General features: G+C 70.6%; 19 protein-coding genes. 9 read left to right on the forward strand and 10 right to left on the reverse strand.

The genetic code is table 11. The features are described from left to right. Positions 1-775 precede the first annotated feature (775 nt). The 5 genes from ABZ215_RS02175 (at position 776) to ABZ215_RS02195 (ending at position 8,033) form a co-directional block, all read left to right on the forward strand. Positions 776-2,581: a rhodanese-like domain-containing protein gene (locus tag ABZ215_RS02175; RefSeq protein ID WP_354947113.1), complete on the forward strand. Its 1,806-nt coding sequence runs from the start codon at positions 776-778 to the stop codon at positions 2,579-2,581. 133 nt (positions 2,582-2,714) lie between these two features. Beyond that, the gene (locus ABZ215_RS02180) at positions 2,715-5,012 is read left to right on the forward strand and encodes a molybdopterin-dependent oxidoreductase (RefSeq protein WP_354947115.1); all 2,298 of its coding nucleotides are present in this window, start codon (positions 2,715-2,717) and stop codon (positions 5,010-5,012) included. A 183-nt stretch (positions 5,013-5,195) separates the two neighbouring features. Then, positions 5,196-6,443, forward strand: a complete 1,248-nt coding sequence (locus tag ABZ215_RS02185; RefSeq protein ID WP_354947117.1) for a histidine kinase — start codon at positions 5,196-5,198, stop codon at positions 6,441-6,443. Further along, complete coding sequence (locus tag ABZ215_RS02190; RefSeq protein ID WP_354947119.1) at positions 6,440-7,090, forward strand: response regulator transcription factor; 651 nt, start codon at positions 6,440-6,442, stop codon at positions 7,088-7,090. Before ABZ215_RS02185 ends, ABZ215_RS02190 begins: the two co-directional genes overlap by 4 nt. A 256-nt stretch (positions 7,091-7,346) precedes the next feature. Continuing rightward, entirely contained in the window at positions 7,347-8,033 is a 687-nt protein-coding gene (locus ABZ215_RS02195; protein WP_354947121.1) for a hypothetical protein, read from the forward strand. A 794-nt stretch (positions 8,034-8,827) separates the two neighbouring features. On the opposite strand, the gene ABZ215_RS02200 is transcribed toward ABZ215_RS02195, so the two are convergent. The 3 genes from ABZ215_RS02200 to ABZ215_RS02210 all read right to left on the reverse strand — a co-directional run bounded on the left by ABZ215_RS02200 (position 8,828) and on the right by ABZ215_RS02210 (position 11,008). Further along, positions 8,828-9,232 (reverse strand): SsgA family sporulation/cell division regulator, encoded by a 405-nt coding sequence (locus ABZ215_RS02200; RefSeq protein WP_020416486.1) that lies wholly within the window; start codon positions 9,230-9,232, stop codon positions 8,828-8,830. A gap of 152 nt (positions 9,233-9,384) precedes the next feature. Continuing rightward, on the reverse strand, positions 9,385-9,861 hold the full coding sequence (locus tag ABZ215_RS02205) for an Lrp/AsnC family transcriptional regulator (RefSeq protein WP_027935626.1): 477 nt from the start codon (positions 9,859-9,861) through the stop codon (positions 9,385-9,387). 37 nt (positions 9,862-9,898) lie between these two features. After that, positions 9,899-11,008, reverse strand: coding sequence for a winged helix DNA-binding domain-containing protein (locus ABZ215_RS02210; RefSeq protein WP_237338248.1), 1,110 nt, complete (start codon positions 11,006-11,008; stop codon positions 9,899-9,901). Between the two features lie 120 nt (positions 11,009-11,128). On the opposite strand from ABZ215_RS02210, the gene ABZ215_RS02215 reads away from it, so the two are divergent. After that, entirely contained in the window at positions 11,129-12,136 is a 1,008-nt protein-coding gene (locus tag ABZ215_RS02215; RefSeq protein WP_237338247.1) for a beta-ketoacyl-ACP synthase III, read from the forward strand. Here ABZ215_RS02215 and ABZ215_RS02220 read toward each other — a convergent pair. The 6 genes from ABZ215_RS02220 to ABZ215_RS02245 all read right to left on the reverse strand — a co-directional run bounded on the left by ABZ215_RS02220 (position 12,133) and on the right by ABZ215_RS02245 (position 18,565). After that, positions 12,133-13,614: an adenylate/guanylate cyclase domain-containing protein gene (locus ABZ215_RS02220; RefSeq protein ID WP_020416490.1), complete on the reverse strand. Its 1,482-nt coding sequence runs from the start codon at positions 13,612-13,614 to the stop codon at positions 12,133-12,135. The genes ABZ215_RS02215 and ABZ215_RS02220 overlap by 4 nt on opposite strands. 567 nt (positions 13,615-14,181) lie before the next feature. Beyond that, entirely contained in the window at positions 14,182-15,171 is a 990-nt protein-coding gene (locus tag ABZ215_RS02225) for a Ku protein (RefSeq protein ID WP_020416491.1), read from the reverse strand. Continuing rightward, positions 15,171-16,112, reverse strand: coding sequence for a non-homologous end-joining DNA ligase (ligD, locus tag ABZ215_RS02230; RefSeq protein ID WP_237338245.1), 942 nt, complete (start codon positions 16,110-16,112; stop codon positions 15,171-15,173). Before ligD ends, ABZ215_RS02225 begins: the two co-directional genes overlap by 1 nt. A gap of 41 nt (positions 16,113-16,153) precedes the next feature. Next, the gene (locus ABZ215_RS02235) at positions 16,154-16,960 is read right to left on the reverse strand and encodes a SigB/SigF/SigG family RNA polymerase sigma factor (protein ID WP_354947124.1); all 807 of its coding nucleotides are present in this window, start codon (positions 16,958-16,960) and stop codon (positions 16,154-16,156) included. Continuing rightward, positions 16,957-17,391, reverse strand: a complete 435-nt coding sequence (locus tag ABZ215_RS02240) for an ATP-binding protein (protein ID WP_354947126.1) — start codon at positions 17,389-17,391, stop codon at positions 16,957-16,959. Before ABZ215_RS02240 ends, ABZ215_RS02235 begins: the two co-directional genes overlap by 4 nt. Before the next feature lie 118 nt (positions 17,392-17,509). Continuing rightward, positions 17,510-18,565: a Vms1/Ankzf1 family peptidyl-tRNA hydrolase gene (locus ABZ215_RS02245; RefSeq protein WP_354947128.1), complete on the reverse strand. Its 1,056-nt coding sequence runs from the start codon at positions 18,563-18,565 to the stop codon at positions 17,510-17,512. Between the two features lie 54 nt (positions 18,566-18,619). On the opposite strand from ABZ215_RS02245, the gene ABZ215_RS02250 reads away from it, so the two are divergent. Then, the gene (locus tag ABZ215_RS02250) at positions 18,620-19,384 is read left to right on the forward strand and encodes a sulfite exporter TauE/SafE family protein (RefSeq protein WP_354947130.1); all 765 of its coding nucleotides are present in this window, start codon (positions 18,620-18,622) and stop codon (positions 19,382-19,384) included. On the opposite strand, the gene hisC is transcribed toward ABZ215_RS02250, so the two are convergent. Beyond that, entirely contained in the window at positions 19,374-20,426 is a 1,053-nt protein-coding gene (hisC, locus tag ABZ215_RS02255) for a histidinol-phosphate transaminase (RefSeq protein ID WP_354947132.1), read from the reverse strand. The genes ABZ215_RS02250 and hisC overlap by 11 nt on opposite strands. Before the next feature lie 104 nt (positions 20,427-20,530). Here hisC and ABZ215_RS02260 point away from each other — a divergent pair, with 104 nt between their 5' ends. Both ABZ215_RS02260 and ABZ215_RS02265 read left to right on the forward strand, forming a co-directional pair. Next, on the forward strand, positions 20,531-21,157 hold the full coding sequence (locus tag ABZ215_RS02260; RefSeq protein ID WP_020416498.1) for a dienelactone hydrolase family protein: 627 nt from the start codon (positions 20,531-20,533) through the stop codon (positions 21,155-21,157). Positions 21,158-21,169: 12 nt separating this feature from the next. Next, the gene (locus tag ABZ215_RS02265; RefSeq protein WP_354947134.1) at positions 21,170-23,137 is read left to right on the forward strand and encodes an acetoacetate--CoA ligase; all 1,968 of its coding nucleotides are present in this window, start codon (positions 21,170-21,172) and stop codon (positions 23,135-23,137) included. The last annotated feature ends 3 nt before the right edge of the window (positions 23,138-23,140 follow it).

Here is a 23,140-nt window from a genome sequence, read left to right on the forward strand (position 1 = left end):
GTCCCTGTCCCTGTCCCTGTCCCTGTCCCTGTCCCTGTCCCTGTCCCTGTCCCTGTCCCTGTCCCTGTCCCTGTCCCTGTCCCTGTCCCTGTCCCAGCCTCTGCCCCTGCCCCCGCCCCCGCCACCGGCCACCTGCCTCAGCCCAGCCACCGACCCCGGCGCCAGCCCGCAACCGACCCCGGCGCCAGCCCGCAACCGACCCCGGCGCCAGCCCGCAACCGGCCCCGGCCGCATCCCCAGCCCCGGCCACCGGCCACCCACCGGCCGCATCCCCAGCCCCGGCCACCGGCCCCGGCCCTGTCTCCGCCTGTTCCGGTGCCTCCGTCTCTGCGTCTGCTTCTGCCCGTACCTCCCTGGCCAGCGTCCGTGCGTGCGCCCTGCACTGGGCACCCACGCCTCATGCTCACGCCGCGCCCAGCGTCGGCGCGGAGCCCAGCGGCCCGCGGCCCGCGGCCGTGCGCTGCGCCGTGCACCTTGTGCCCAATGCCCGGGCCCCCGCGCCCGCACCCAGGGTTCGGCGCTGGGCTCCACACCCGCGCCCGCACCCAGCGGCCGCGCCCAGCGTGCGGCGCCCGCCCCAATGCACCCCACCGGCGCCCCAAGCCCGCCCCATGACTCGCGCCCGGCGCCTCGCATCCACGTCCCACGACCAGCGTCCCGTGCCCACGCCCCAGTCCTCAGGGCAGAGTCCCGGCCTCCAGGCGCGTCCTCGGCGCGAGTCCCAACCCGCGGAAGCACCGAGACCCTCAGCCCGCCGCTCGGGCACGATGGCCCCATGCGCTACGTCATCATCGGAGCGGGCGCGGTCGGCTCGACCGTCGCCGCTCAGCTGCAACTCGCCGGCCTTCCGGTCGTGCTCATCGCGCGCGGCGAGCACGGCGCCAAGATCCGCGAACAGGGGCTGCGGTACTTCCGGCCCACCGGCGAGCAGCTCGTGCGGGTACCCGTCGCCGGGAGCGCCGCCGACGTCGAACTGACCTCGTCGGACGTCCTCGTCGTGGCCACCAAGACCCAGGACACCGAGTCGGTCCTCCAAGAGTGGTCGTGGCGCCCGGCCGGCTCCGGCCTCGCCGCCGACCTGCCGGTCGTGATGCTGCAGAACGGCCTCGAGAACGAGCGCGCGGCACTGCGTCGTTTCGCCACCGTGTTCGGCGCGTCGCTGTGGATGCCGGTGTCCTACATCGACCCGGGTGAGGTGAGCGCCCAGGGCGCTGAACTGCCGGGCATCCTGTGGCTGGGGCAGTTCCCGTCCGGTGACGACCCGCGCCTCAGCGCGATCGCGGCCGACCTGCGCACAGCCGGCTTCGGCGTCCAGCTCGTGCCGGACCTGCTGCGCTGGAAGGCCGGCAAGCTCCTCGCCAACCTCGGCAACGCCGTCGACGCGCTCTTCGGGCACGACGAGCGCACCGCGTCGTTGAGCCGGGACCTGCGAGCCGAGGGACGTCGAGTGCTGGCCGCCGCAGGGATCGAACCGGTCGATCTACGCGAAGCGTCCGAAATAGACGCCTCAGCCGCGGACGCGGCCGAGATCCCTGGACGTCCACGCGCCGGCAGCTCCACCCGCCAGAGCCTGGCCCGAGGCGCCGGATCCGTCGAAGGCGATTACCTCAACGGCGAGATCGTCCTGCTCGGACGGTTGCACGGCGTCCCAACACCGTTCAACGCCGCGGTGCAGCGCCGCCTCGCGCTGGCCGCCTCGCGTGGCGAAGCGCCGGGTTCGGCCGACCCGGCGGAACTCGACCTGCCGCGGCCACCGGTCCTGATCACCGCCGACGAACTCCAGCGGCAGCTCGACTCGTCCGCCCCACCCGTCCTGCTGGACGTGCGCTGGGCTTTGGGCGACCCGAACGGGCACCGCCACTACCTCGACGGCCACCTGCCGGGCGCGGTGTACGTGGACCTCGACACCGAACTGGCCGCGCCGCCGTCCCCCGCAGAGGGACGCCACCCCCTGCCAGACCTCGACGCGCTCCAAGCCGCCGCCCGCCGCTGGGGTATTCGCGAGGGCTCGTCCGTCGTCGTCTACGACAACAGCGGGAACCTGGCCGCCGCACGCGCCTGGTGGCTGCTCCGCTGGGCGGGCGTCGCGGACGTCCGGCTCCTCGACGGCGGGCTCGCCGCGTGGGGCGACCGGCCTCTGGAAACCGGTTTCGGCCGGAACCCTGAGCCGGGCGACATCGTCCTCAAACCCGGTCACCTGCCCGTCCTCACCATCGACGAAGCAGCCGCGCTGCCTGGTAAGGGCACGCTGTTCGACGCCCGCGCCGGCGAGCGCTACCGGGGCGAGCAGGAGCCGATCGACCCCCGCGCCGGCCACGTCCCCGGTGCCATCAGCGCGCCGACCGGCGAGAACCTCACCACCGAGGGTCGGTTCCGCTCGCCCGAGCAGCTCGCCGCCCGCTTCCGCGAGCTCGGCGCAGCCGAAGGCCCGGTCGGGGTGTACTGCGGCTCTGGTGTGACGGCGGCTCACGAGATCGCGGCCCTCGCGATCGCCGGCATCGACGCGGCCTTGTACCCCGGTTCGTGGTCGCAGTGGTCGAACCAGCCCGACCGTCCCGCGGCGACCGGCCCGAACCCGTAGCGAAGCGACCACGTGCTGCCCGGGTCGGTTGCTTCACGCAGGGAGCCCAGCCCGGGCAGCGCGTGCCCGGACATGTCCACGCTCACTTCTCACCACACGGTCGCGCACCTTCCTTCCTGGTAGTTGTAGACGTATGCGCTTGCGGCCGAGCACCTCGCACTGGGGAGCCTTCTCAGCCGGACTAGACGAAAACGGGCACCTTCAGGTCGCCGCGCACCCAGAAGACCCGGCGCCGTCACCGTTACTCGGCAACCTGCCGAGCGCCCTGACGGACCCCAACCGGATTGCGGCGCCGGCAATCCGACGGGGGTGGTTGGAGCGCGGGCCGGGGCCGGATCCGAAACGCGGTCACGAGGACTTCGTCGAGGTCAGCTGGGACGAGGCCCTTGATCTGCTTTCCGCCGAGCTCCGACGGGTCCGGGCCGACCACGGGAACGAGGCGATCTACGGCGGCTCCTACGGCTGGGCGAGTGCTGGCCGCTTTCACCACGCCCAGAGCCAGTTGCACCGGTTCCTCAACGCCTTCGGTGGTTTCACCTCCTCTCGCAACACCTACAGCAACGGCACCAGCTCGGTGGTGCTGCCGCACATCGTCGGCACCGCCAACGATGTCCTCCGCAATGGTTCGAGCTGGCCGACGATCGTGGCGAACACCGAACTACTCGTGGCGTTCGGCGGAGTCCCCGAGAAGAACGTCTTCGTCACACCCGGCGGAGTCACCCGGCACCACACACCCGGGTTCCTCGCCCAGCTCGCCGACCGCGACGTCGAGGTCGCCCTGATCAGCCCACTCCGCGCTGATCTCCCCCAGCGGCTGGCCGCGCGGTGGTATCCCATCCGCCCCGCGACGGACACCGCACTCATGCTCGCGCTCGCGCACACCCTCGCCGCGGAAGGGTTGCACGACCGCCACTTCCTCGACCGCTATTGCACCGGCTACGACGCGTTCGAGCGCTACCTCTTCGGCGCCGACGACGGAACTGTCAAGGATGCCGCCTGGGCCAGTGCCCTGACCGGCATCTCGGGCGCGGACATCGTCGACCTCGCCAAGCGCATGGCCACCCACCGCACCTTCATCACCGTCACCTGGAGCCTCCAGCGCATCGAGCACGGTGAGCAACCCGTGTGGGCCGCCATCGCCCTCGCCGCCATGCTCGGCCAGATCGGGCTGCCCGGGGGCGGCTTCGGGCACGGATACGGCTCCATGGGAGACAGCGGCGACATCGGCCCGAACTTCCAGGTGCCCTACCTGTCCCAGGGGATCAACCCGGTCAAGCAGTTCATCCCGGTTGCCCGGATCGCGGACATGCTCCTCAATCCCGGCACCCCCTACCAGTACGACGGCACCGAACGCACCTATCCGGACATCCGTCTCGTGTACTGGGCCGGTGGCAACCCCTTCCACCACCACCAGGACCTGAACCGCCTACGAAAAGCGTTCGCCCGTCCTGACACCGTCGTCGTGCACGAACCCTTCTGGACCGCCACCGCACGGCACGCCGACATCGTTCTGCCTACCACGACAGCACTGGAGCGTGAAGACTTCGGCTCCGGCCGCCGTGACACCCACCTCGTCGCGATGCACCGGATCGCCGAACCCCGCGGGCAGGCCAGGGACGACTACGCGATCCTCGCCGGACTGGCTGCCCGGCTGGGGATCGAGGAGCGGTTCACCGAGGGCCGCACGGCGCGCGAGTGGCTTGAGCACCTCTACGGCACCTGGCGGCAGCGCCTGGCCGGCAAGGGAATCTTCGTGCCGTCCTTCGAGGAATTCTGGGAAGAGGGCGGCTTCCGGTTGCCGAACACGGAGACCGACCGGACGCTCTGGGCCGACTTCCGGGCCGACCCCATAGCCAACCGGCTCGCGACCCCGACCGGCCGAATCGAGATCGTCTCCGAGAAAGTGGCTTCGTTCGGTTACGACGACTGTCCTGGTCATCCAGCCTGGCTGGAACCCGTCGAGTGGTCCGGCGGTGAGCGGGCCGCTCGTTTCCCGTTGGTCCTCATCGCCAATCAGCCCCACACCCGGCTGCACGGTCAGCTCGACGGCGGTGCGGTCAGCCAGGCGGCGAAGGTCGCCGGCCGGGAGGCCGTCCGCCTGCACCCGGACGACGCGGGTCCGCGGGGAATCAGCGACGGAGACGTGGTCCGCATATTCAACGACCGCGGCGCTTGTCTGGCTGGGGCCGTGCTCAGCACCGATCTTCGCCCTGGCGTGGCACAGCTGCCGACCGGCGCCTGGTTCGATCCGGCGGGATCCCTGTGCGTGCACGGCAACCCCAACGTGCTCACCGCGGACGTCCCGTCGTCACGACTGTCCCAAGGGTGCACGGGGCAGCACGTGCTGGTCGAAATCGAGCGCTTCGCGGGTGAACCACCTGGCATTGTCGTGAATCGACCACCGGTCACCTCGCGCACACGCGAGGTGTAGCTGGAGATGGTGGGCAGGGCGTAGCGCATGGAAGCTCCTTGTCCTCGATTTTGCTTGCACCGCAGCAGATCCGGTGGTCTCGCGGTCTGCGGTGTCTTCGACAGTACACCAGAATCGAATTCAGTCTCTAACCCAATCGATCTAATCGTTCTCGCGATCCCGACAATATCTTCCTTTTGGTAGATGGTGCTCGCGAACCAGTTCGTGCATTCTCCTATCACCGCCACTTCCGAACGAGGAGAAGACATGAGCACCACGACCGGCGTCGGCCGAAGGATCAAGGCAGAACTGGGCTGGCCTGTCCCAGTTCTCGGGGCGGTGTGCACGGTGCTCGTGGCGATGCCCGTCGGCACCGTGCTCGCCACCGCGTCTTCGTTGGCGGTTCTCCTTGCCGCGCTGGGCATCGCGATGCAACGCACCCGCAGGTCCACGGTCATTGCTGCGGCGTCCGGGGTTGCAGCCGTGAGCTCGCTGATGGCGACGTTCTGCGACGGCGAAGCGGCGGATCAGAGCCTCGCTTCGTGGCTGCTGTTGGAGACCGCTTTCCTGCTGTGCGTCCTCGTGCAGGTGGTCCGACAGGCGAAGGGGCGGGGTGCGCCGTTCTCCGCCGGGTTGCTCATGAGCGCGGTGGTTCTGGCGCCACTGCGACTCACGGCCGGTTCGCGTGCGTCTCCGCCGACTGGTTCGGCAAGCGAGTGGTGCTTCGGCTGGGCGTTGTTGGCAGCATGTGCTGTGGCGGTTGGTCTGTACCTGAGGTCTCTCGACCAGAAGCGCGAGGAGTCCGTTCGCGCCGCGCGCCGCGAGCAGCGCATGCAACTGGCGAGCGACTTGCACGACTGGCTGGGGCACGAGGTGACCGGGCTGGTGCTGGAGGCTCAGGCTGCGCGGGTTCCCGGCCGTGCCCCGGGCGATGCGCATCGTGCGCTGGAGCGCATCGAAGAGGCTGGCGTTCGCGTGCTCGACTCGATTGACAAGGCGCTGTGCTGGCTTCGACATGGCGAGAACGCGCCCGGAATGGCCGACGTTGAGCGGTCACGCTGGCCCCCAGACCTGCCAGCCCTGGTGCAACGGTTCGAGGCGCTCGGACCCATCCGGGTGCGGCTGGAGTTGGATGAGCGAGCGGAGGAAGCGCGGCCTGAGATCGCGGGCACGATCCGCCGCGTGGTGCTGGAAGCTCTCACAAACGTACGGCGCCATGCTCCAGAGGCGCGTCAGGTGTCGGTGGCGGTACGCCGCAACGGTGCGCACCTGCTCGTCCGAGTGGTCAACGACGGTGTGCGAAGGCAGGGATTGCTCAAGCGGGCTCGCGCCGGTGGGTCGGGCTTGCGCGGCTTGGCAGAACGAGTCGTCGCGCTCGGCGGGACAGCGTGGGCGGGTCCGGTGGGGCAGGCGGGCTGGGCCGTTCACGTGGTGATCCCGGTGGTCTCGTGACGACGACCCGGATTCTCATCGCAGACGATCAGGAGGTGGTCCGACGCACTCTGCGCCAGATCTTCGAGGCTGAGGACGATCTCGAGGTGGTCGGCGAGGTGGCTGATGGGGAATCGGCCGTGCAACGGGCTCGTGAGTTGAGGCCGGACGTGGTGCTGGTCGACGTCCGGATGCCGGGACGCGACGGGTTGTCGGTGACCCAGGAACTTGCTGGACCGAAGGTGGCGGATCCACTACGGGTCATCGTGATCACGACGTTCGAACTCGACGAGTACGCGCGAGTTGCGCTCCAGAACGGTGCTTGCGGGTTCCTGTTGAAGCGGTCCGGGCCTGGGTTGCTGGTCGAAGGTGTTCGCGCTGCCGTGTCGGGCGACATGCTGATCAGTCCACAGATGACCATGCGCCTCTTCCGGCAGATGGGCCTACCGGCCGTCGGTGGTCGCCGGCCGGCGGTGTTGACCGACCGGGAATGGGAGATAGCGCGTCTCGTCGCGGAGGCGAAGACGAACCTGGAGATCGCCGAGGCTCTGGGAATCACGGCAGGGACGGTGAAAACGCACTTGAGGAGCATCCAGCGGAAGCTGGGCCTGTGTAATCGGGTCGCGATCGCCGCTTGGGCGTGGGAAACCAGCGCTGAGGGGAGGTGAATGGTCAGAAGGTAACGACAGGTCGAGCGAGCAGGAGAGGGCGGTGACTACGGACCGCAGGATTGTGCACTTGATCATCACCCGATGGAGTTATCTTTCTCCATGATCAGGGAAAGTGAGAGTCTCTCGGCATCGATGAACTCATCGCGCTGGTAGCTTTTCCCGAGCCGCAGCTGGTTCTGTGGGGTGGTCGAGTGACGCCCGGCGAGCGGCGAAGTAGTGGGGACAGTCCACGCCGTGCCGATGGAGGGTGTTGATGGCGCGCACGATCCTGCGTGACAGGTCGGATGACCTCGTGTGGAGCGTGCAACTGGCGGACCGTACGGGAATCGTTGCGGCGAGCGCGCCCAAGCCAGTCGAAGACGACGAGCCCACGGTTGCCGACTTCCCGCCGGTGTCCGGCGAGCTCGCCCTCGCCCCGGTGGTGGTTGATCTGCCCGGCGCCGTGGAGAAGCGGCGGTTGCTCCGGCAGGTCCGTCGCAACCTGCTGGTCGCAGCTGCGGCTGTTGTCCTCGTGGGTGTGGGCTGGATCGCGGGTGGCGCCTTCGGTCCCGGCCAGGATGCGGAGACTGCACCCGCGGTGGCCGCTGGGGTCGTGCCGAACGCGGGTGTCAATCAGCCGGTGCAACCGGCTCCGAACACGAGTTCCGTTCCCCAGGTGCCGGTGACCACCGCACCGCCAGTGGCGCCGCCGACGGCCAAGACCTCTGCGCCGGTGCAGAAGAAGCCGACCACAACCAAGAAAACGGCCACCGACCGCGGCGAGGCGCGTACCGGTCCGGTCGAGGAGACCACGGAGCAGGGCAAGCCGCTCGGCCAGACGCTCGACGAGCAGATCAAGCAGCTGTTCGAGGTTTGGACGTGGAACCAGATCGACCCGCGCGGTGACTTCGACGAGGAGCAGGACCGGTCTCCGAGGTCCTTCGGGCCGCTCGGTCGCTGACGCTCTCGGTCGGTGCCGGCCAAGGAATCGTCGGCGAAGCTGCCGGCTGGGTACTGGGCGTTGACCCGATGGGCAGGTGGGCCGGGGCCAGGATTGGCTGCGCAGGCTTGAGGCGGCTGTTCCCCGTGGGCGGGCTGGTGGCGGAATCAGGTCGGCCGGAGCGCCGACGTGCCGAGATGTCGAGTCGAGTGACGCGCCGGATGCTGAGTTGCTGAGTCACCGACTGCAGGGTGTCGAGGCGACGCAGGGTGTCGAGGCGACGACGTGGAGGGGAGCCGAGGCGGCGCCACGCTGCGGTTCCGAGGCGGCGACCTGCTGAGGTGCCGGGTTGTGTCGACGTGCGGAGAGCTGCCGTGTCGAGTGCAGGGGGCCCGGGCGGCGTCCCGCTCTGGTGCCGAGGCGGCGTCCCGCTTTGATGCCGAGGTGTCGGCCTGCTGTGGTCCGAGCCGGTGCCCTGCTGTGGTGGCGAGCCGGCGCCCTGCTGTGGTGGCGAGGTGTCGGCGTGCGGGGAGCCGTTGTGTCGAAAACGCCCAGCCGCCGAGTAGCCGAGGTGCCGGCTTGCCGACGGGTCGAGCTGGCGGGCTGTCGACGCGTCGGCTTCTCGAGACGTCGACGTGCCAATGCGTCGGCGGTGCCGGGTGTCGGCTTGGTGACGTGTCGAGCCGTCGGGTGTCCCACCCGCTGAGCTGGTCGCGTGGGCCAGCCGAGCGCTGGGGGTGGCGTTGGGGTGCGTCAGCCTCGTGCCTGGCGTCCGCCGGGGGTGACCCCGGCGCCGCGAGGTTGCGGTGCCAGGGTCAGACGTTCGTGATCTCGTCGATGAAGGCGTCCACGTCGAAGCGGTCGCTCTCCGTGCCCAGCGGGACGAGTTCCGTAGCGGCGTCCAGGAAGCGCTCGACGTCCTCGCGCTCGATTTCCACCAGCGCGTAGCCGTCGGGGGACTCGATCTCCAGGATGAGGATGCCCTCGTCGGTCGACAGGTCGGGGCGGACTCGCACGTCGCCGATGCCGGAGGGCTCGCGCAGGCCCGTGACGAGCAGCTCCCGGGCGAAGGTCCACTCCACCCAACGGCCACGCTCCGTCCGGAAGGCGATGTTCACGGCGAACGGCTCGCTCGCGACGTACGACAGTCGAGACAGGACTGGAGCACTGGAGCCGTTGAGTGACACGAACTGGCTCTGGGTGACGGTATCGGTGTTCACGTGCCACCTCTCGCGGTCTTGTTCGCGCTCCCGGCGCGAACGGGTCGGACAGCGATGAGATGTAAGCGGAGCCCGAAAATGATGCGTCGCGGGCGACTTTCACGCGATCGGTTGCAAAATCTTCGAACCTGTAACACGCGGGACCGTCGTGATCAGCCGCCGTTCAGGGGAACGGTCAGGCCCACCTTGACGCGGTCCATCGCGACGCTCGTCGTGAAGTGCCGCACCTCGCCGTTGTCGAAGAACATCCGCCGCGTGAACGCCTCGAACTCCCCCATGTCCCGGCACTGCACCACCAGGATGAAGTCCGCCGACCCCGTAACGTAGTAGCACTGTTGCACAGCGGAATCAGCCAGCACCTGCTTCCGGAACGCGTCCAGCACCTCCAGCCGCTCGCGCTCCATCTCCACCATCACGATGAACGTCATGTGGACCCCGACCGACGGCGGATCGATCACCGCGACCTCGCGCGAGATCACGCCGGCGTGCCGCAACCGCTTGATGCGGCGCTGCACCGCGGCAGCCGACAGGCCCACCTCGGCGCCGATCGTCTCGGCGATCGTCCGCGAGTCGTCCTGCAGGCGTCGCAAAATCTCGTAGTCGAGTTTGTCCAGGTCAACGGCGGGCACCACCGCATCGTAACCAAAACCGGGTGTGCGACGCGGCTCACGCAAGGGGTGCGAAGCGGATGTCGCAGGCATCTTCGCCGACAGCGAAACGCACCAGCCGCGCCCCCGCGCTCTCCAGCGCCTCCCGGTCCTTTTTGGAGACACGCCCGTACGGCTCGATCTCCAGCGCCGCCCCAGCTTGCGACCGCGTGATCCGCCAGCTGCCGCGCACCAGCCCGTCGACCAGGACCGTTCCGGGGAACACCCCGTTCGGCACCCCGAACACCCGCTTGCGCGCGTCCTCCGGCAGCACCCGGGTCCGGTCGGCGTGCGACAACAGCAGGTTGTCGAACTCGGCGATGAACCGCGGCGGCGCGGGCGTGGCCGGGTCCGGGCGCGGCGCATCGGGCAGGTCGAACACCTCGCGGCCCTGCTCGGTCCGGAACACCCGCAGCCGCGGGCGCAGCCGGTCCACCACCTCGCCGAGCCGCGTCAGCCCGCTCCACGTCTGCACGTCCGCGACGCTCGCCGGCCCGAACGCCGCCAAGTAGCGCAGCACCAGGTCGTCCAGCGAGGCGTTCCGCTCCAGCGGGCGCCCGAGCCAGTCCTCCGCCGTCGCGAGAGTCGTCCGCCCGCTGCGACCCCACACCGCGCGCGGCGGGACCTGCACGAGCGGGAGCAAGCCGCGGGCGGCGTGCGCGAGCGCCGACGCGGGCGTGTCCGGCCACACCCGCGCAAGCTGTTCGCCCAGCGCGGCCGGGGTGCGCGGCTCCTCCGCCAGCAACGCACGCGCCTGCTCCGCGACCGCGCTCAAGTCCACGGGGGCAAGCGATTTCTTGTAGGCGGCGTTGGTGCGCAGGTCGCGGTCGAACAACGGCTGCAGGAGCGGGCGCAGCCACCGGCAGTCGTCCGCTGTCACCAGGTGCACGGTGCCCCGCATCAACGCGATCCGCACCACCTGCCGGTCGAGCAGGAGCTGTCCGAGCTGTTCCGGCCGGAAACCGTGCAGGCGCGACCACAACCCGTAGTAGGGCGGGAACGGTGCCTGCGCCTGGAGCCCGCAGAGGTGCCGGACGGCTTCCAGCGGTGTGAGCTTCGTCCTGCGCAACAGCAGCTGACGGGCGAGCAGAGCCCGGTTCAGCGCGCGCTGCCCCAGCGTGTCCGGCATGGCCGAACCCTAGAACCTATCGGTGACAGTTCCGGTCCGCGTAGTCCTTTCGTGGCCGCGTTTTGTGACCTGGAACACAACTCACCGGTCTACCCAGGGGTAGCCCCTACAAGTGGTTCCATGCATGACGGACACCACGCGGTCCTTGCCGGGCTGGGAGCCTGGCTGCCGCCGCGGGTGGTGGACAACGACGACCTCGCCCAGCACCTGAACACCTCCGACGAATGGATTCGCGCGCGCACCGGCATCGGCGAGCGCCGCATCGCCGACCCCGACGTGTCCACTGTGGACATGGCGATCGCCGCGGGACGCAACGCCTTGCGCAGCGCCGGGTCCGACGCGATCGACGCGGTGGTGCTCGCGACGGCGACGCCCGACTACCTCTGCCCGGCCAGCGCACCGCAGGTCGCCTCGGGGCTCGGGCTCAGCGGGGTCGCCGCCTTCGACGTCAACGCCGTCTGCAGCGGCTTCATCTACGCGCTGGCCACGGCCGCGGGCATGATCGCCGGCGGCGTCGCGGGCCGCGTGCTCGTCGTCGGCGCGGACGCGTTCAGCCGCTACTGCGACCCGGCCGACCGCACCACCGTCCCGATCTTCGGTGACGGCGCGGGCGCCGTCGTGCTGCGTGCCGGGACCGCCGACGAGCCGGGCGCGCTCGGCGCGTTCGACCTGCACAGCGAGGGCGAGAACGCGGACCTGCTGATCGTCCCGGCCGGTGGCGCGAAGCAGCGCCAGTCGGCCAACCCGCACGACCACTACCTGACCATGCAGGGCACCGCAGTGTTCCGGCACGCCTGTGCGCGCATGGCCGAATCCGCCCGTGCCGTGCTGGAGCGGTCCGGGCTCGGCGTCGGCGACGTCGACCGGTTCGTCGGCCACCAGGCGAACATCCGAATCCTGCAGGCCACCGCCAAACAGCTGGGCATGCCGAACGACCGGGTGGTGGCGAACATCGAGCGCGTCGGCAACACCAGCGCCGCCTCGATCCCGCTCGCGCTGGCCGACGCCTGCGACGACGGCGAGCTCCAGCCCGGCCACCGGGTGCTGCTGACCGCGTTCGGCGCCGGGCTGACTTGGGGTTCGACCCTGCTGACCTGGCCCGACGTCAAGCCGGGCGGCGAGGCCTAGTTCGTCCAGGTCTTCGTGGGCGTGTCCCGCCCGCGCAGCTGAACCGTCTCGTGGCGGGACCACCGGGTTTGCTCGCCCGACGCGGCCTGCGACCAGAGGGTGTCGCTGGCGAGGATGCGGCCGGGCACGTGCTTCGCGTGCTCGGTCAGGCGTGCCGCTTCGTTCACCGCGTCGCCGATGACCGTGTACTCGAGCCGGCTGCGGCTGCCCAGTTGCCCCGCGAACACCGGTCCCCACGCGACGCCGATGCCCAGATCCAGCTCGCCTTCCTCGCGAACCGCGTCCCGGATGGCGCGCGCCGCGGACATCGCCGCGGTCGCCGGGTCGGCCAGCCGGGTGGGCGCCCCGAAGACGCACAACGCGGCGTCGCCCTGGAACTTGTTGACCAGCCCGCCGCGCGCGTCGACCGCCGAGACCACGCTGTCGAACAACCGGTTCAGCTTGCGCACGATCTCCTCGGGCGGCAGCCGGTAGGCCAGGGCAGTCGAGTCCACGACGTCGACGAACAACGCGGCGACCTCCCGCACGTCACCGCTCAGCGACACGCCGTGCTCCAGTGCGTGCCGGGCGACGTCGATGCCCACGTGCCTGCCGAACAGGTCCCGCAGCCGGTCCTGCTCGCGCAGCCCGGCGACCATGCTGTTCACCGACACCTGGAGCGAGCCGATCTCACTGGCGTCGTCGACGCGCACCGAAACGTCCTTGCGGCCGCGGGTGACGAGGCCGACCGCCATCCGCAACCGGCGCAACGGCGCGGCGACTGCCCGAGCGAGGAGCGCGGTGCCGATCGCGCCGCTGACCAGCCCGACGATCGACAGCATGATCAGGCTGGAGGTCTCGTCGGCTCTGCCGATGTTCGGCGGCGCAGCGACGATCAGCACGCCGAGCAGCGGAACCCCGCTCGCCACGGCCCACGTGATCGCGAGCCGGGACAGGACGCTGACCGACACCGCGTTGCGCGGCGGGCTCACTTCCAGCGCGAGGATCAGGATCGGCCGCGCGACCCACTCCGCGGCCAGGTACATCAGGCCGACGGTGAGCAGCCCGCCGAGCCCGACGGCGAGGGTGACGCCGAGGGCGTCGAGCGCGGAGCCCAGGATGCTGGTGAGGGTGCCGAGGATGATCGTGCCGCCGAGCCAGAGGGTGCCGCTGACCAGCGCGAGGTCGCGGGGCAGGCGGAGCGCGCGGCGGGCTTCCGGCGGCGTCGGGCGGCGGCCCTGGGCGAACCAGACGGCGGTGCGGCGGTGCAGGATCGCCGACCACGCCGAGCCGACGAGCACCGAGAGCAGGACGTACGCGCCCGCGCAGGTGAGCAGGATCCAGCTGCGGTCGCCCATGTCGGCGGGGATGCCCTGGAGGAACAACAGCAGCCAGACGGCCGCCGCGCCGCACACGCTCGACCCGACGCCGAGGACGACGAACCCCAGCCCGGTGCGCAGCACCACGCGGAACTTCGCGAGCTGGGCGAACTTCGGCACGGAGTGATCGTATTGCCAGCGGCGGGGGTAGGGCGCGTTGTCGCGGTGAGTGGATCGGTGGGGCGAGGAGGCCGGGGGAGGTGTTGGCGCGGCGGGGGCTGATGGCGGGTGTGACCGGGGGGAGGTGATGCGGTGGGGTGGGCTTGCGGCGAGGAGTGGCGGAGGGGGATGGGAGGGGTTGGTGCGGCCGGGAGTGGGCGAGCGGGGTGGGGAGGGGTTGTTGCGGCGGGGTGGGTGTGCGGCGGGGAGTGGGCGAGAGGTGTGGGGAGGGGTTGTTGCGGCGGGGTGGGTGTGCGGCGGGGAGTGGGCGAGAGGTGTGGGGAGGGATTGTTGCGGCGGGCTGGGCTTGCGGCGGGGAGTGACCGAGCGAGGTGGGGAGGGATTGTTGCTGCGGGGTGGGTGTGCGGCGGGGAGGTGACCAAGGGAGGCGTTGCTGCGGCGGGCGGGGGCTGGCCGAGCGGCGGGCGGTGTTGCGGCGGGTGGCGTGGTGGGGCCGAGTCCGCAGGGTGTGGGAAGGCGTTGCGTCCGCGAGTCGATCGGCGGGCGGGGTTGTTCCGGCGGGCCCGGTCAGGAAGCGCGTTTCCGCGAACGGGCCGGCCGCGCCTCCCGGATGGCCTTCTCCAGCTCGGCGCGGTTGAGTTTCGATCGGCCCTTGATGTCGAGCTCCCGTGCCATCTTGTCCAGCTCCGCCTTGCTCAGCTCGGACAGGTCCGGCTCCGCGGCCTTGCGGGACTTCTTCGGGGCGCTCGAAGCGGCCTTCTCCGACTTCCCGCCGGCGCCCTTGCGTCGCTCGACGCTGCGGGACAGCGCTTCGAACAGGTCGACCACCTTGGTCGGCTCGCCGGGCTCGTCCTCGACCGTCACCGTGCGCCCGGCCTTCTTGTCGTCGATCAGCTTAAGGACGCGCTCGTTGTACTGGTCGTGGTAGTCGTCGGGACGCCAGTCGTCCGCCATGGAGTCCACCAGCGCGACCGCCATCTCCAGTTCCCGGCCCCGCGGCTCCGCCTTCTCCGGCAGCTTCTTCAGCTCCTTCGCCGGGTTCCGCACGTCCTCGGCGAACAGCAGCGTGTCCAGCACCAGCACACCATCACCGGCGCGGACCGCGGCGATGTGCTCCTTGCCGCGCATCACGAAGCGTGCGATGCCGGCCTTGTTGGTCTCCGCCATGGCCTGCATGAGCAGCCCGTACGCGCGCCCGAACTCCTCCTTCGTCGGCGCCAGCCAGTAGCTCTTCTGGAAGTACAGCGGGTCGATCTCGCCGAGGTCGACGAACGACTCGATGTCGATGGACCGGGACCGGCCTGGCGCGATCTGGTCCAGCTCCTCCTGCTCGACCAGCACGTAGTCGCCGTCGCCGAGGTCGTAGCCCTTCACGATGTCCTCGTAGGCCACCTCCTCGCCGGTCCGCTCGTTCACGCGCTTGTACCGGATCCGGTCCGACGTGCCGCGCTCGAACTGCCGGAAGTGCACGGTGTGGTCCTCGGTCGCGGAGTACAGCTCGACCGGCACCGTCACCAGGCCGAAGTTGATCGCACCGCTCCAGATCGCTCGCGCCATCACGCCTCCCGGACCACTTCGGTAGCCGACTTGTCGACACGCACGCCCGTGAACCGAGGATGCCGCAGCTTGCCGTCGCCGGTCCACTCCGAAAACCGCACCTGCACGACCACCTCCGGCTCGACCCAGCGCGGCCCGCGCTCGGGCACCGGCTCGTCGAACGGCGACCGGCGGCGCTCCAGCCCCGTCAGCGTGCCGGTCAGCTCACGCAGCGTGGCCTCGCTGTAGCCGGCGCCGACCTTCCCCGCGTACCGCAACCGGCCGCGGTCGTAGTAGCCGACCAGCAACGCGCCGAACCCGGTCCGCGCCCCGCCCGGCGCGCTGAACCCGCCGACGACGAACTCCTGCTCCTTGACGCACTTGAACTTCAGCCAGTCGGTCGTCCGCCCGGACCGGTACGGCGCGTCCGCCCGCTTGGCGATCACGCCCTCCCAGCCACGCGCGCACGCGTGGGCGAAGTACTCCTCGCCGGTGGTGTTGCGGTGCGTGGCGTACCGCAACACCCCGCCCCAGTCGAAAGCCTTGCGCAGCAACTGCTTCCGCTGCCGCAGCGGCAGCCCGGTGGTGTCGTGGCCGTCGAAGGCCAGCAGGTCGAACAGGTACAGGTACACCGCGACGCCGGTGGCCTCGATGCGCCGCCGGTCGGTCAGGTGGATGCGCTGCTGCAGCCGGGCGAAGCTGGTCTGGTTGCCGTCGAACGCGACGATCTCGCCGTCGGCGACGAAGGAGGAGGCGCCCGATCCGGCGAGCGCCTCCCCGAGTTCCGGATACCCGGCGCTGATGTCGTTGTGGTTGCGCGACCACAGCACGGGCGGGCCGCCGTCGCGCGAGCAGATGGCGCGGACCCCGTCGAGCTTGCGCTCGAACAGCCAGTTCTCCCTGGAGAACGGCTGCTGGGTCAGCGTCGCCAGCATCGGCGCGCGCCACCCGGGATCAGCCATGATCGGCGGTTACCCTGCGAAGCGCTCCGCAAAACCGCTGGTCACAGCTCTCCGTCCTGCTCGGTGAGCCCGTCGCGCAGCCGTTGCAGCGTCCGCGCGAGCAGCCGCGACACGTGCATCTGCGAAACACCGATCCGCTCCGCGATCTGGGTCTGCGTCATGTTGTGCACGAACCGCAGGCCGAGGATCTTGCGCTCGCGCTCGGGCAGCTCCTGGATCAGCGGCAGCAGCGCCTCGTGGTTCTCGACGCCCTCCAGCCCGGCGTCCTCCTCGCCCAGCGTGTCGCCGAGCGCGAGGTTCTCGGTGTCGCCGGACAGCACCTCGTCCAGCGACATCGAGTGGTAGGCGTTGCCCGCTTCCAGGCCCTCGTAGACCTCGTCCTGGCTCACGCCGAGGTGGCTCGCGATCTCGCTCGGCGTCGGCGCGCGGCCCAGCCGCTGCGCGAGCTCGGTGCTCGCGCTGGAGATCGACAGGTGAAGCTCCTTGAGCCGGCGCGGCACCCGCACCAGCCAGCCGGTGTCCCGGAAGTGGCGGCGCACCTCACCCATCACCGTGGGCACGGCGAAGGACAGGAAGTCCGAGCCGCGGCTGGGGTCGAACCGGTCCACCGCGTTGATCAACCCGACGGTGGCGACCTGGACCAAGTCCTCCTTCGCCACCCCGCGCCCGGAGAACCGCTGCGCGATGTGCTCGGCCAGGGGCAGGTGCCCCGTCACGAGCTCGTCGCGCAGGGCGGCGCGGCGGGGGTCGTCGGCCGGCAGGCTCGCCAGCTCGTCGAACAGCGGGGCCAGGTGGCCGTACTCGTTCGACGATGTGGGTTGTGTCGGCTCGGTCCGGGAACCGGTCACGCGCCTGCCCCTGGGACGTCCACGACGACACGTCGCTTGGCGAGTTCGATGTCCACCTGGTGGCCCTGGCCGTTCGACTTCACGTGCGCGTCGACGGAGTCCGTGAGCGTGCTCAGGACCCGCCAGCCGAAGGACTTGGTGCTCGGCGCGCTGTCGCTGTCCGACAGCACCGTGCCCTGGAACCGCAGTTCGTCGTCATGGACGGCGAACCGGCAGCGCATGGTGGAGCCCGGCAGTGCCCGGGTGATCAGCGTCGAGCACGCTTCGTCCACTGCGAGCCGCAGATCGGCGATCGAGTCCAGGTCGAAGTCGGCACGAGTGGCGAGCGTCGCCACCACCGACCGGACGATCGGCAGGTGTGCCAGGTCGGCACCGAGCCAGAGTTCGATCTCGTTCTGCGCGCGCAAGGACGGTGGCTCCCAGTCCGTCACGTTCACCTCACCGTCGTTCGAGTGTTGCTTCGGAACCATCATGCCTCGAACGAGGGAAGTTCGCTCGGTCCGGTTACCGTTCGGAAGCATTCCGTAGCTGCTGTTATGGCTGTACTCCTCACCGATGGCGCAAGATCGCGCCGAACCCCTCGACGAGCTCCTCGTCGACGTGCACCAGGTCCGCGTCCACGGCGATCGCCGCGGCCGGGACCGCCTCGTCGGCCCGGCACCGGTGGATCTCCGTGGCGCCGTAGGCCTTGAGTTCTTCCTCACCGAGCGCGATCTGCGCCGGGCTCGGTCCCGTGCACACGACGTCCTCGCCCGGATCGCCGACGAGCAGAGTCTCCACATTGGCCTCGCGCAGCGCGGCTGTCACCGCTTCGAGCCCTTGCACCGCAAGGCCGTCCGGCTGGTTCAGCGCGCCGCGGAACTGCTGGACGACGTCGTTCAAGCGGCTCTGCCGGACCGCTTCGGCCAGCTCGTCGGCGACGTCGGAGTGCGTGGCCTCGCGCGCGATCGACTTGGCGGCCGCGGGCAGCTCGTCGATCACGGCCTTGCGGCCCTGCACCTCGCCGGCCACCACGATCAGCTGCGCGTTCGCCTGCTCGGCAAGGCGGGCGATCACGCCCGCGATGTCGGAGACGTTGTGGCGCTTCACCTCTTCGGTGCGGTGCTGCATGCGGTGGTGCGCCTCACCGCCGCCGCGCGTGTGGTGCACCGGGTGTTCCTGGCCGCTGACCTCCTCCGCGGCCATCTCGTCGCCGTGCTCGTCGAAGGCCTTGACGGTCGCGCTCACCTGGTCGACCTCGGCGACCACGTGCGGCAGCGCCAGCTCGCCGTACCGCGCCAGCGGCAGCAGGTAGGGCAGGTCGGACACCCGGGCGATGGTGCTCGCGGGCGGGCTCGGCAGGTGCTCGTCGACCACGACCCGCTCGCCCGCGGCCAGCAGCGCCCGGCCACTGCGGCCGCTCGCGCGCGGGCCGTCCAGGATCGCGCTCTCCAGCGCGCTCAGCGCGCCGTCCGGGGCGTGCTGCGCGGTCAGCGCGTCCTTCAGCTCACGCCACTTCAGCTCGAGCTGTTTCTCGGCGTCCGCCGTGTCGTGCGAGTCCTCGAAGTAGACGGACGTGAACGGACCCGTCGCGGTCACCAGCGGGCGCAAGGTCGTCGTGTCCATGCCCGCTTCTTACCCGTCGGTTCCCGCCGCGAAACGCCACGGTTTGATGGGGGCATGGAGTGGTGGGAGGCGCTGGTCGTGTTCCTGGCCGGGGTGTGGGCGGGCACGATCAACACGGTCGTCGGGTCCGGCACGCTCGTCACGTTCCCGGTGCTGGTCGCGCTCGGCTACTCGCCGGTGACCGCGACGACCTCGAACGCGATCGGGCTCGCGCCGGGCACGATCAGCGGCGCGATCGGCTACCGGCACGAGCTGACCGGCCAGGGCAGGCGGGTCGCGCGGTACGCGGTGCCCTCGGCGATCGGCGCGGTGTGCGGCACGGTGCTGCTGCTTTCCCTCCCGCCCAACGCGTTCGAGACGGTCGTGCCGGTGCTGGTCGGGCTCGCCGTGGTGCTGGTGATCATCCAGCCGCGGGTGTCCGTGTGGGTGGCGCGCCGCCGCGAGGCCGGCAAGGGCGGCGGCTCGCGGGGCGGGCTCGTGTTGTTCCTGATCTTCCTGGTCGGCATCTACGGCGGGTACTTCACCGCGGCGCAGGGCGTCATGCTGATGGCGTTCATGGGCATGCTGCTCACCGACCCGCTGCAGCGGCTCAACGGGATCAAGAACGTCCTCGCCGCCGTGGTCAACGTGGTCGCCGGGGTCGTCTACGCGTTCATCGCCCCGGTCAGCTGGCCGGTGGTGGCGCTGCTCGCCGTCGGGTCCACCCTCGGCGGGCAGCTCGGCGCCAAGATCGGGCGCCGGCTGCCCGCGCCGGTGCTGCGCGGCGTGATCGTCGTGGTCGGCATCGCCGCGATCGTGCAGCTGGTGGTCAACGGCTGAAGCCGCGCGCCGCCTGCAGGAAGGCGTCGTTCTCCTCGCGGGTGCTGATCGTGACGCGCACGCCGTCGCCCGCGAACGCCCGCACGACCACCTTGTTCGCCAGCGAGTGCTCGGCGAACTCGAGCGCGCGGTCGCCCAGCGGCAGCCACACGAAGTTGGCGTGCGTCTCGGGCACCTCGTAGCCGAGGGCGAGCAGTTCGTCGGCGACGCGCTGCCGCTCGGTGACGATCGCCGCGCACCGCTCACGCATCTCGTCCTCGGCGTCGAGCGAGGCCAGCGCGGCGATCTGCGCCAGCGAGTTCACGCTGAACGGGATGTAGACCTTGCGCACCACCTCGGCCAGCTCGGCGGGGCCGACCAGGTAGCCGACGCGCAGCCCGGCCAGGCCGTAGGCCTTGGAGAAGGTCCGCAGCACCACCACGTTGTCGCGGGTGCGCGCGAACTCCATGCCGTCCGGCACGTCCGGGTCGGTGACGAACTCGCGGTAGGCCTCGTCCAGCGCGACGACCACGTGCGGCGGCACCTGGTCGAGGAAGCGCACCAGCTCCTCGTGGCGGTTCGCGGTGCCCGTCGGGTTGTTCGGGTTGCAGACGAAGACCAGCTTCGTGTTCGGCGTGATGGCGGCGAGCATCGCGTCCAGGTCGTGCGTGTGCGTGGCGTCCAGCGGCACCTTCACCGACGTCGCGCCCGCGATCTGCGTGACGATCGGGTACGCCTCGAACGAGCGCCACGCGAACACGACCTCGTCACCGGGCGCGCACAGGGCCTGCGTGAGCTGCTGGCACAGCGCGACCGAACCGCAGCCGACCGCGATCTGCTCCACCGGGAAGTCGTACTTGCGCGCCAGCCGGTTCGCCAGCGCGGTCACGCCCATGTCCGGGTAGCGGTGCACGTCCGCGGCGGCGTCGGCGATCGCGGTGCGCACGCTCGGCAGCGGGCCGCCCGGCACCTCGTTGCTGGCGAGCTTGATCGCGCCCGGCACCGTCCGCCCGGCAACGTAGGCGGGCAGCGAGCCGAGATCGGGACGGGTACGCACGGACATGGCGGGCACTCCTTCGGGTCGAACGCGCTGCTGCCACGTTATCCCGAACACTTGATCGCGATCGGTGTTGACTCCCGTTCACCCGGGGATGGTTGAGTAGTGCGATGACGCAGACGCACACCTCGCACTACGAGCGGACCGACGGCCGGGCGATCGAGCTGACCTACGCCGAACCCGAGAACGTCGTCCGCGGTGGGCTCGTGGTGCTGCACGAGGTCGGCGGGATCACCGACGGGGTGCGGTTGCTGATCTCGAGCCTGGCCGCGGAGGGCTGGCTGGCCGCCGCGCCGCACATCGAGGACGCGCCGACGCCGGACAGCGTCCTGGCCGCCACCGACATCGCGCTGGCCTGGCTGGTCGAGCGCGGCGTGCAGGCCGACCTCCTCGGCGTCGTCGGCTTCGACCTGGGCGGCACGGCCGCGCTGCTGGTCGCCGCCAACCGGAAGCTGGGCGCGGCGGTCAGCGTCGGCGGGCACCGCGTCGCCGAGAAGCCGGGGCTGGTCGACATCGCGCGCGAGCTGGTCAGCCCGTGGCTCGGCCTGTACGGCGACGCCGGCGACGAGCTGGGCGCCGCCGAGGTCGAGAAGCTCCGCGAGGCCGCCGCCGAAGCCCGGGTGGCCACGAACGTGGTCCGCTACCCGGGGGCCAACCACCGCTTCGACGCCGACCCGAAGGCCGCCGTCGAGGCCTGGCAGCGGACTTTGAGCTGGTTCGACGCCCACTTGCGCTAATACGCTCCCGGGGTGACCACCGACGTTGCTGACACCCCGGAAGTGTTGTGGCGGCCGGACCCGGAGCGGGTCGCCGCGAGCAGGATCCAGGCGTTCCGCGACTGGCTGCGTGCGGAGCGCGACGTGTCCCTCGACGACTACGACGAGTTGTGGCGGTTTTCCGTCGACCGGCCCGCGGAGTTCTGGGGCGCGGCGGCGGAGTTCCTCGGCATCCGCTGGCACGCCGAGCCGAGCGCGGTCCTCGGCGACGCGCGCATGCCGGGCGCGCAGTGGTTCCCCGGCGGGACCCTCAACTACACCGAGCACGCCCTGACCGGCGCCGACGGCGACCTCGCGGTGATCTTCCGCCGCGAGGACGGGCTGTCCGCCCGGTTGAGTTACGGCGAGCTGCGCGAGCAGGTGGCCGCGGCGCGGGCGGCGCTGGTCGAGCTCGGCGTCGGCCGCGGTGACCGCGTGGTCGCGCTCGCGCCGAACTGCCCGCAGACGCTCGTCGCGTTCCTGGCGACCGCGAGCCTCGGCGCGATCTGGTCGTCCTGCTCGCCGGACTTCGGCGTCCGCGCGATCAGCGACCGGTTCACCCAGATCGAGCCGAAGGTCCTGGTCGCGATCAACGGATACGTCTACAACGGACGGTCCTTCGACGTCCGGCCGACGGTCGAGGAGCTGCGCACCCGGATCCCGTCGCTGACGGCCACCGTGCTGGTGGACTACGCCGGCGGCGGCACGGTCGACGGCGCGCTCGCCTGGGACGAGCTGCTCGCCCGGCACGCCGGCGCGGAGATGGCCTACGAGCCGGTGCCGTTCGACCACCCGCTGTGGGTGCTGTACTCGTCCGGCACCACCGGGCTGCCGAAGGGCATCGTGCAGGGGCACGGCGGGATCGTGCTGGAGCACCTCAAGGCGACGGTGCTGCAGATGGACCTCGGGCCCGGCGAGAAATTCTTCTGGTTCACCACCACCGGCTGGATGATGTGGAACTTCCTGATCGCCGGGCTGCTCGCCCGCTCGACGATCGTGATGTTCGACGGCAGCCCTGGGCACCCCGACCTGAACACGCTGTGGCGGCTGGCGGCCGAGGAGCGGATCACGTACTTCGGCACGTCCGCGCCGTTCGTGCAGAGCTGCCTCAAGGCCCGGGTCCGCCCGTCCGCTTCGTTCGACCTGTCCGCGTTGCGGGCACTGGGGTCGACCGGCGCGCCGCTGTCCGACGACGGCTTCCGCTGGATCGCCGACGAGGTCGGCCGGTCGGTGCAGATCTGCTCGGTGTCCGGCGGCACCGACCTGTGCGCCGCGTTCGTCGCGGCCGCTCCGGACGTGCCGGTGTGGCTCGGCGAGCTGTCCTGCCGGGCGCTCGGAGCCGCGGTGACGGCGTTCGACGAGGACGGCCGCGAGGTGGTCGACGAGGTCGGCGAGCTCGTGGTGACCAAGCCGATGCCGTCGATGCCGGTGTTCTTCTGGAACGACGAGGACGGGTCGCGACTGCGCGAGGCGTACTTCGACATGTACCCGGGCGTGTGGCGGCACGGCGACTGGATCCGGATCACGCCCCGCGGGTCGGCGGTGATCTACGGCCGCAGCGACTCGACGCTCAACCGCGGCGGCGTCCGGATGGGCACCGCCGAGTTCTACCGCATCGTCGAGGGCTTCGACGAGATCGCCGACTCGCTCGTCATCGACACCACGCGAGCCGGGAATACCGACGGCGAGCTGCTGTGTTTCGTCGTGATGGCGCCCGGGGCGGATCTTGCCGCGGTCGAGCCGGAGCTGCGCGCCCAGTTGCGGCGCGGCCTCTCACCGCGACACGTACCCGATCGGTTCATCGAGGTGGCGGAGGTGCCGCGGACGCTGAACGGTAAGAAGTGCGAGGTGCCGGTCAAGAAGATCCTGACCGGGATGGCGCCGGAACGGGCGGTCAGCCGGGACGCGCTCGCCAACCCGGGGGCGCTCGAACCGTTCGTCGACATGGCCAGGGGAAGTTAGGGG

This window comes from Amycolatopsis sp. NPDC006131, from assembly GCF_040614175.1.
Taxonomy (GTDB): Bacteria; Actinomycetota; Actinomycetes; order Mycobacteriales; family Pseudonocardiaceae; genus Amycolatopsis_E; species Amycolatopsis_E tucumanensis.